At 49.4% G+C, this 7,862-nt stretch carries 8 protein-coding genes and 2 pseudogenes; 8 read left to right on the plus strand and 2 right to left on the minus strand.

Translation table 11 applies throughout. From position 1 onward, the window contains the following. The 8 genes and pseudogenes from ACUU1I_RS18285 to ACUU1I_RS18320 form a co-directional block, all read left to right on the plus strand. Positions 1-297 (plus strand): annotated as a pseudogene (locus ACUU1I_RS18285) (ead/Ea22-like family protein); the annotation flags it as partial. Positions 298-387: 90 nt separating this feature from the next. Next, a pseudogene (locus ACUU1I_RS18290) lies at positions 388-504 on the plus strand (DUF551 domain-containing protein); the annotation flags it as partial. A gap of 57 nt (positions 505-561) precedes the next feature. Further along, complete coding sequence (locus tag ACUU1I_RS18295; protein ID WP_337924877.1) at positions 562-822, plus strand: DUF551 domain-containing protein; 261 nt, start codon at positions 562-564, stop codon at positions 820-822. Next, positions 740-1,477 (plus strand): ORF6N domain-containing protein, encoded by a 738-nt coding sequence (locus tag ACUU1I_RS18300; RefSeq protein WP_337924876.1) that lies wholly within the window; start codon positions 740-742, stop codon positions 1,475-1,477. The genes ACUU1I_RS18295 and ACUU1I_RS18300 overlap by 83 nt, the downstream gene beginning before the upstream one ends. A 321-nt stretch (positions 1,478-1,798) precedes the next feature. Then, positions 1,799-2,422: an antA/AntB antirepressor family protein gene (locus ACUU1I_RS18305; protein WP_000203843.1), complete on the plus strand. Its 624-nt coding sequence runs from the start codon at positions 1,799-1,801 to the stop codon at positions 2,420-2,422. A gap of 84 nt (positions 2,423-2,506) precedes the next feature. Then, positions 2,507-2,725, plus strand: coding sequence for an excisionase (locus ACUU1I_RS18310; RefSeq protein WP_001303849.1), 219 nt, complete (start codon positions 2,507-2,509; stop codon positions 2,723-2,725). Beyond that, positions 2,703-3,773 carry a tyrosine-type recombinase/integrase gene (locus ACUU1I_RS18315; protein WP_000533643.1) on the plus strand — a complete coding sequence of 357 codons (1,071 nt, stop codon included), beginning with the start codon at positions 2,703-2,705 and terminating at the stop codon, positions 3,771-3,773. The genes ACUU1I_RS18310 and ACUU1I_RS18315 overlap by 23 nt, the downstream gene beginning before the upstream one ends. Positions 3,774-3,907: 134 nt before the next feature. After that, a complete protein-coding gene (locus tag ACUU1I_RS18320) occupies positions 3,908-5,191 on the plus strand; it encodes a putative acyl-CoA thioester hydrolase (RefSeq protein WP_001091541.1) in 1,284 nt (427 codons plus the stop codon). 140 nt (positions 5,192-5,331) lie between these two features. Here ACUU1I_RS18320 and ACUU1I_RS18325 read toward each other — a convergent pair whose 3' ends face one another. Both ACUU1I_RS18325 and ACUU1I_RS18330 read right to left on the minus strand, forming a co-directional pair. Next, entirely contained in the window at positions 5,332-7,512 is a 2,181-nt protein-coding gene (locus tag ACUU1I_RS18325; RefSeq protein ID WP_000593939.1) for a hydratase, read from the minus strand. A gap of 182 nt (positions 7,513-7,694) precedes the next feature. After that, the coding region (locus ACUU1I_RS18330; protein WP_040234399.1) for an anion permease at positions 7,695-7,862 on the minus strand (168 nt) is incomplete at its 5' end.

Here is a 7,862-nt window from a genome sequence, read left to right on the forward strand (position 1 = left end):
GTTCAGGCTTATGCAAACGCTGAATTTATTGCTGCTTTTAATCCAAATGTTGCGCTGGCACTACTGGATGAACGGGAAAGAAACCTGCAATACATCAAAAGCCGCGATCAGGAGAACGAGGAAATTGCGCTAACGGTAGGGAAGTTGCGTGTTGAGCTGGAAGCAGCAGAGAACAACCTTATTGATAGTGAATGCCATGTTGCTGAACTGGAAGAAGCGCTACGCGATAAGCAGGCGTTACTTGAAGCCTCAGAAAAGCGCATAGCAGAACTGGAGGCACAGACAGTTACCGTTAAAGAGGTTGGAGATGCTTGATAGTTTTGCGCTCGTTGCACTGGTTGGCATTGTAGCGTTGATTTGGGTGACATCCGGGAATCGGAGGCATAAGTGAACGACAAAGAACTGATTAAAGAAATCAAAGAGCGTATCAGCAGTTTGGATGTGCGAGACAATGTTGAACGCCGTGCTTATGAAATTGCTCTGGCATCGCTGACAGCAGAGCCGGTGGCGTGGAAGGTAACCTTCACGCAAATTGACCGTGAATATAACACGTTCACTGGTATGTATTCTGACAAAGCAGAAGTCGAACGGTGGGTGCGGCTGCATAAAGCATGTAATTTTCGGGCAGATATAACACCGCTTTATACCGCCCAGCCAGTGCCGGTAACTCCGGATGCCTGGATAAGCTGTAGTGAGCGAATGCCAGAAATGGGAGAGCGACAATGCTATGTGTTAGCAGCTGACTTTAAAAACAACTACCCACCAAACATTGGCGCAGTTGTACGGAACGGATGTTGTGCGCATCCGGCAAAACCATCATGAAAACAAGTCGCGCTTTGTTGAGGGGGTACACTTCTACAAGGTCGTTGGTGACGAGCTGCGCGCGCTAAAACACAAAGTAGCTTTAAACTACTTTGTGAAAAGTGCCCCAAATGCACGCCACCTCATCCTCTGGACAGAGCGCGGAGCCGCCCGTCACGCGAAGATGCTCGAAACGGATCAGGCATGGGACGTGTTCGAAAAACTGGAGGACGGCTACTTCAATCAGCGCGAAAAGGTTGCCAACCATCCTCAACCAGTACCGCAACCAGAAAGTAGCCTAGACCGTGCGCGAGCCATGGAAATAGCTTTGAACGTGGCGGATCGACTGGTGAATATGTTCCCGAATCTGTCCTCAGAATCAAAGCAGGCAGCAGTAGCTGGAGTGTTCAACCCGATTGTTGGTCGCGATGTTGTACCTCTGCCAGCTATCTCAGAGCACTACTACTCTGCTACGGAAGTCGGCCAGCGCTACGGTATTTCAGCCAACAAGGTAGGACGCATAGCCAACACCTACATGCTCAAAACAGAAAAGTACGGGAAGTGGTTCATCGACAAATCGGCGCACAATGACAAGCAGGTTGAAACATTTCGGTACAACGAGGCTGGAGTGCACAAAATAGAGGAACTCATCGAAGGAGAGCGAAAGGCTGCATGATTTTGACAAGATAGTTTTCCCCAAATGTGGGGAAAAGCCCGAATGGCGCGGCTTACAGCAAGATAAGGCCTACATGATTTGACAACACCGCATTAACGGGGCTATATTCCGCTTCATGGTGCTGAACACACCTTGCAAAGCGGAAACCGCACCCGTCAGTCATGCGGATTTTTTATGTCCATTTTTCAGATATGGTCGGGTAGCGCGTATACCGAAAAACAGCCGAAAGGTTAAGGATACGGGCCGACTTTGCACGGTGTTCAAGTACCTGACCGCCCTGCTGAACACAGGGCTATCTGAACAAATGCAAAGGACATAAAAATGACCAGTCAACTCATCCCCGTATTCAACGGCACTATATCCAACGAAACAACTCTTCTCGTTAATGCCCGTGATTTACACGAATTTTTGGAAGTACGTCGTGACTTCTCTACATGGATTAAAAATCGCATAACAGAATACGGCTTTGCCGTTGATGTCGATTACATTTTGGTTCACCAAAACAGGGGGATCAAAGGACGTGGAGGCGATCGCCGTAGCAAAGACTATCACCTCACCCTCGATACAGCCAAAGAAACGGCGATGGTCGAGCGTAACGAAAAAGGCCGCCAGATACGCCGATACTTCATCGAGTGCGAAAAGAAACTTCGCAGCATGCAACCAGCGCAGCAATTCACAGACGAAGAAATCATCCTCCTTTGCTATATGCAGGTACAGATGGAGAATGCGCAGGACATCTGCAAACGTCTGTACCCGATATTGAAGGAACTGAACTCATCATACACGAGCAAGCTGTATGACATCGCGTTTGAAACTTTTTACACGGTGACGAAAAACAGAGATGTACTGCTAAGGGAGGCGACACGACTTGACCAAGCAAGCGCCCTTTTCGAACGGGCAAAACCAATGCTGAAAAGCCTTCGGGCGAGACAATTCGAATTTTAATCATCAAAGGAGCTTCGGCTCCTTTTTTGTTGGAGAAAATAAACCAATACTCGCTCCCTTGCGAGTAATTGCGGAGACTTTGCGATGTACTTGACACTTCAGGAGTGGAACGCACGCCAGCGACGCCCAAGGAGCCTTGAAACAGTTCGTCGATGGGTACGCGAGTGCAGGATATTCCCTCCTCCGGTTAAGGATGGAAGAGAGTATTTGTTCCACGAATCAGCGGTAAAGGTTGACTTAAATCGACCAGTAACAGGTAGCCTTTTGAAGAGGATCAGAAATGGGAAGAAGGCGAAGTCATGAGCGCCGGGATTTACCCCCTAACCTTTATATAAGAAACAATGGATATTACTGCTACAGGGACCCAAGGACGGGTAAAGAGTTTGGATTAGGCCGAGACAGGCGAATCGCAATCACTGAAGCTATACAGGCCAACATTGAGTTATTTTCAGGACACAAACACAAGCCTCTGACAGCGAGAATCAACAGTGATAATTCTGTTACGTTACATTCATGGCTTGATCGCTACGAAAAAATCCTCGCCAGCAGAGGAATCAAGCAGAAGACACTCATAAATTACATGAGCAAAATTAAAGCAATAAGGAGGGGGCTGCCTGATGCTCCACTTGAAGACATCACCACAAAAGAAATTGCGGCAATGCTCAATGGATACATAGACGAGGGCAAGGCGGCATCAGCCAAGTTAATCAGATCAACACTGAGCGATGCATTCCGAGAGGCAATAGCTGAAGGCCATATAACAACAAACCCGGTCGCTGCCACTCGCGCAGCAAAATCAGAGGTAAGGAGATCAAGACTTACGGCTGACGAATACCTGAAAATTTATCAAGCAGCAGAATCATCACCATGTTGGCTCAGACTTGCAATGGAACTGGCTGTTGTTACCGGGCAACGAGTTGGTGATTTATGCGAAATGAAGTGGTCTGATATCGTAGATGGATATCTTTATGTCGAGCAAAGCAAAACAGGCGTAAAAATTGCCATCCCTACAACATTGCATGTTGATGCTCTCGGGATATCAATGAAGGAAACACTTGATAAATGCAAAGAGATTCTTGGCGGAGAAACCATAATTGCATCTACTCGTCGTGAACCGCTTTCATCCGGCACAGTATCAAGGTATTTTATGCGCGCACGAAAAGCATCAGGTCTTTCCTTCGAAGGGGATCCACCTACCTTTCACGAGTTGCGCAGTTTGTCTGCAAGACTCTATGAGAAGCAGATAAGCGATAAGTTTGCTCAACATCTTCTCGGGCACAAGTCGGACACCATGGCATCACAGTATCGTGATGACAGAGGCAGGGAGTGGGACAAAATTGAAATCAAATAATGATTTTATTTTGACTGATAATGACCTGTTCGTTGCAACAAATTGATAAGCAATGCTTTTTTATAATGCCAACTTAGTATAAAAAAGCAGGCTTCAACGGATTCATTTTTCTATTTCATAGCCCGGAGCAACCTGTGAACACATTTTCAGTTTCCCGTCTGGCGCTGGCATTGGCTTTTGGCGTGACGCTGACCGCCTGTAGCTCAACACCACCCGATCAACGTCCTTCTGATCAAACTGCGCCTGGTACCTCTTCTCGCCCGATTCTGTCGGCAAAAGAAGCGCTGAATTTCGATGCGCAACACTATTTTGCATCCCTGACACCAGGTGCTGCAGCGTGGAATCCGTCCCCGATAACCCTGCCTGCGCAACCTGACTTTGTTGTCGGCCCGGCGGGTACTCAAGGTGTAACGCATACCACGATTCAGGCGGCGGTAGATGCGGCAATTATCAAGCGCACCAACAAGCGCCAGTATATTGCCGTGATGCCTGGTGAGTATCAGGGAACGGTGTATGTCCCTGCTGCTCCAGGTGGAATCACTCTGTACGGTACAGGTGAAAAACCGATTGATGTGAAGATTGGGCTTTCCCTTGATGGGGGCATGAGCCCTGCCGACTGGCGTCACGACGTCAACCCGCGCGGCAAATATATGCCAGGTAAACCAGCGTGGTATATGTACGATAGCTGCCAGAGCAAACGCAGCGACAGTATCGGTGTTCTGTGTTCTGCGGTCTTCTGGTCACAAAACAATGGACTGCAACTGCAAAATCTGACCATCGAAAACACGCTGGGCGATAGTGTAGATGCAGGTAACCATCCGGCGGTAGCACTGCGTACTGACGGTGACCAGGTACAGATTAACAACGTTAACATTCTCGGTCGTCAGAACACCTTCTTTGTCACCAACAGCGGTGTGCAGAACCGTCTGGAAACCAACCGTCAGCCGCGTACGCTGGTGACCAACAGCTATATTGAAGGGGATGTGGATATCGTTTCTGGTCGCGGCGCAGTGGTGTTCGATAACACCGAATTCCGCGTGGTGAACTCACGTACCCAGCAAGAAGCATATGTGTTTGCACCGGCTACGCTGTCTAACATCTATTACGGTTTCCTCGCCGTAAACAGCCGTTTCAATGCTTCCGGTGATGGCGTGGCGCAACTGGGCCGCTCGCTGGATGTTGATGCTAATACCAACGGTCAGGTGGTGATCCGTGATAGCGCCATCAACGAAGGTTTTAACACGGCTAAACCGTGGGCCGATGCGGTGATCTCTAATCGTCCGTTTGCGGGTAATACCGGCAGCGTAGATGATAACGACGAAATACAGCGCAATCTGAATGACACTAACTACAACCGCATGTGGGAATACAATAACCGCGGCGTGGGCAGCAAAGTGGTTGCAGAGGCGAAGAAGTAAGAGCTATTAACTATTTGCCGGATGCGGCGTAAACGCCTTATCCGGCCTACGGTTCGATGCGATTTGTAGGTCGGATAAGATGCGCCAGCATCGCATCCGACAATAAGTGCCGAATGCGACCTACATTCACATGGCGCTTTTTACATCTGATGGTTTTTATTGAAGTTAATCAAACTACCCGCCTTGATAATCTCGCGCTCTTCAGCCGTCAGGCTTTCCATGTAAAGCGTAATTTCCGTTACCGGCGCATCTTCATGGATCACATAACCTTTAAACGTCGTACCCGGATTATCCAGCGCCGCTTTAATGCCAGGGATGTAAATGTAATCCCCCACTTCAAAGGTTGGCACTTCCGCCATCTGCAGCGGTAACATCCCCCAGTTGATGACGTTAGAACGGTAGCGTTTAGTCGCGTACTCCTCGGCAATATTCGCCAGACCGCCAATCACACGCTGGCAGCTCGCCGCCTGTTCACGCGCAGAACCATCGCCTGGTTTCACCGCATAGACCATGCTGCCAATTTCAGTTTGCAGCGGATCAATATGCTCCTGACCAGCAATCTGCTTAATGCGCGCAAACACCTCTGTCAGCTCGCTGACATTCCCCGCCAGACCAATCGGATTTGAACGATAAGAAGAGGTTTCACCGGAAGGAATCAGTTCGTCGGTGGTGGTGACTTCGTCGAGGATCTTCGAGCACACTTTCAGGACGATATTGTCAGTCAGCGCACCCAATTCCGGCCAGTCTTTAATGTTCGGTCCGTAAATCAGCGGTTGCTGAGTTGCCCCTTTCACAAAGCCCTGATAAACACGGTTTTTATACGGCGTTACATCGAAGGCGTACTCCGGCACGTTGTCCCAGCAATCAAGTTCGCTGGCAGAGGTTAAATAGCCACCGTTTGCCGCAGTCGCAGCGATAGAACGAGCGTCCATCAGCGCCACCGCTGACATCTGCCCATTGGCTGGCTTAGAGCCTTCGCGGTTCGGGAAGTTACGCGTGGTGTGGCGAATACTCAAACCGTTGTTGATTGGCGTATCGCCCGCGCCAAAGCATGGGCCACAGAATGCGGTTCTGATGATTGCGCCTGCGCCAATCAAATCTGCTACCACACCTTTTTTGGCTAGATCCATAAACACCGGCTGTGATGACGGGTAAACCGCCAGCGAGAAGGTGTCATTGCCACAGGATTGACCGCGCAGTGCATTCGCCGCCGCGATGACGTTTTCGTAGTTACCGCCAGAACAGCCCGCGATAATCCCCTGCTGCACTTTCAGGCGACCATTTTCCACTTTATCCAGCAGCGAGAGTTTGGCTTTACCGTGCGCCACGCGTTCGGACTCAATTTCAATCTCACGCAGAATGTCGGTCAGGTTCTGGTTCAGTGTGTCGATTTCATACACGTTGCTCGGGTGGAACGGCAGCGCAATCATTGGTTTGATGGCGCTTAAATCAACGCTGATGCAGCCATCGTAGTACGCCATCGGTTGAGGGTTAAGCTGGCAGTAATCCTGGCCGCGACCGTGCAGCGCCAGCCAGTTATGCACTTCTTCATCAGTTTGCCAGACGGAGCTTAAACAGGTGGTTTCCGTGGTCATCACGTCAACGCTGTTACGGAAATCGGTAGAGAGCGCGCTAACGCCCGGTCCAACGAACTCCATGACTTTGTTTTTGACGTAACCGTTTTTGAACACCGCGCCAATGATAGCCAGCGCCACATCCTGTGGCCCCACATACGGCGCAGGTTTTCCGGTCAGATGCACCGCAACCACGCCCGGATAGTCGATATCCCAGGTGTCATTAAGCAGCTGTTTTACCAACTCACCGCCACCCTCACCGACTGCCATTGTCCCTAATGCACCGTAACGGGTGTGGCTGTCTGACCCGAGGATCATTTTGCCCCCGCCAGCCATCATCTCACGCATATATTGATGGATGACCGCAATATGCGGAGGCACAAAAATACCGCCATAACGCTGAGCTGCCGATAAACCAAAAACATGGTCATCACCGTTAATGGTGCCGCCGACGGCGCAGAGTGAGTTATGGCAGTTGGTCAGCACATACGGCAGCGGGAAACGTTCCATTCCGGACGCTTTAGCGGTCTGTACAATACCAACAAAGGTAATATCGTGAGAGGCTAATGAATCAAACTTAATTTTAAGTTTATCCATATTTCCGGACGTATTATGAGAAGAGAGAATAGACCAGGCAATAGTGCCTTTTTTTGCTTCTTCTTTTTTAATTTCGCCGGTGAAATGTTCTTCGGCAATTATTTCGTTATTACTGGCGAGAAACACGCCTTTTTCAGATAACTTGATCATCAAATGCTCCAGATATCTGCGCACCGTGAAGTGCGCAGAAAGATAATAAATGGATATACTCTAAATAATTCGAGTTGCAGGAAGGCGACAAGTGAGTGAATCCCCAGGAGCTTACATAAGTAAGTGACTGGGGTGAGCGAACGCAGACGCAGCACATGCAACTTGAAGTATGACGAGTATATTTACAGCATGTTCCAGCCGATCAGCATATTCCACCACCACACGCCGAGGGTGATATGCACCAAGAAGGTTAATATCGTCAGTACCGCACCGACCAACCACCAGGATTTAATATCGTTGTAACCCACGCCAAAGATGACCGGACCTGCCGCGCCGCCATAGTGAGTAAC

It is taken from the genome of Shigella sp. SIG3, from assembly GCF_053555855.1.

What these genes read in the sequence shown, in the direction of transcription:
- ACUU1I_RS18310 (WP_001303849.1), top strand. Translation starts at nt 2,507, where the DNA reads ATGTACTTGACACTTCAGGAGTGGAACGCACGCCAGCGACGCCCAAGG.
- ACUU1I_RS18305 (WP_000203843.1), top strand. Translation starts at nt 1,799, where the DNA reads ATGACCAGTCAACTCATCCCCGTATTCAACGGCACTATATCCAACGAA.
- ACUU1I_RS18315 (WP_000533643.1), top strand. Translation starts at nt 2,703, where the DNA reads ATGGGAAGAAGGCGAAGTCATGAGCGCCGGGATTTACCCCCTAACCTT.
- ACUU1I_RS18295 (WP_337924877.1), top strand. Translation starts at nt 562, where the DNA reads ATGTATTCTGACAAAGCAGAAGTCGAACGGTGGGTGCGGCTGCATAAA.
- ACUU1I_RS18325 (WP_000593939.1), bottom strand. Translation starts at nt 7,512, where the DNA reads ATGATCAAGTTATCTGAAAAAGGCGTGTTTCTCGCCAGTAATAACGAA.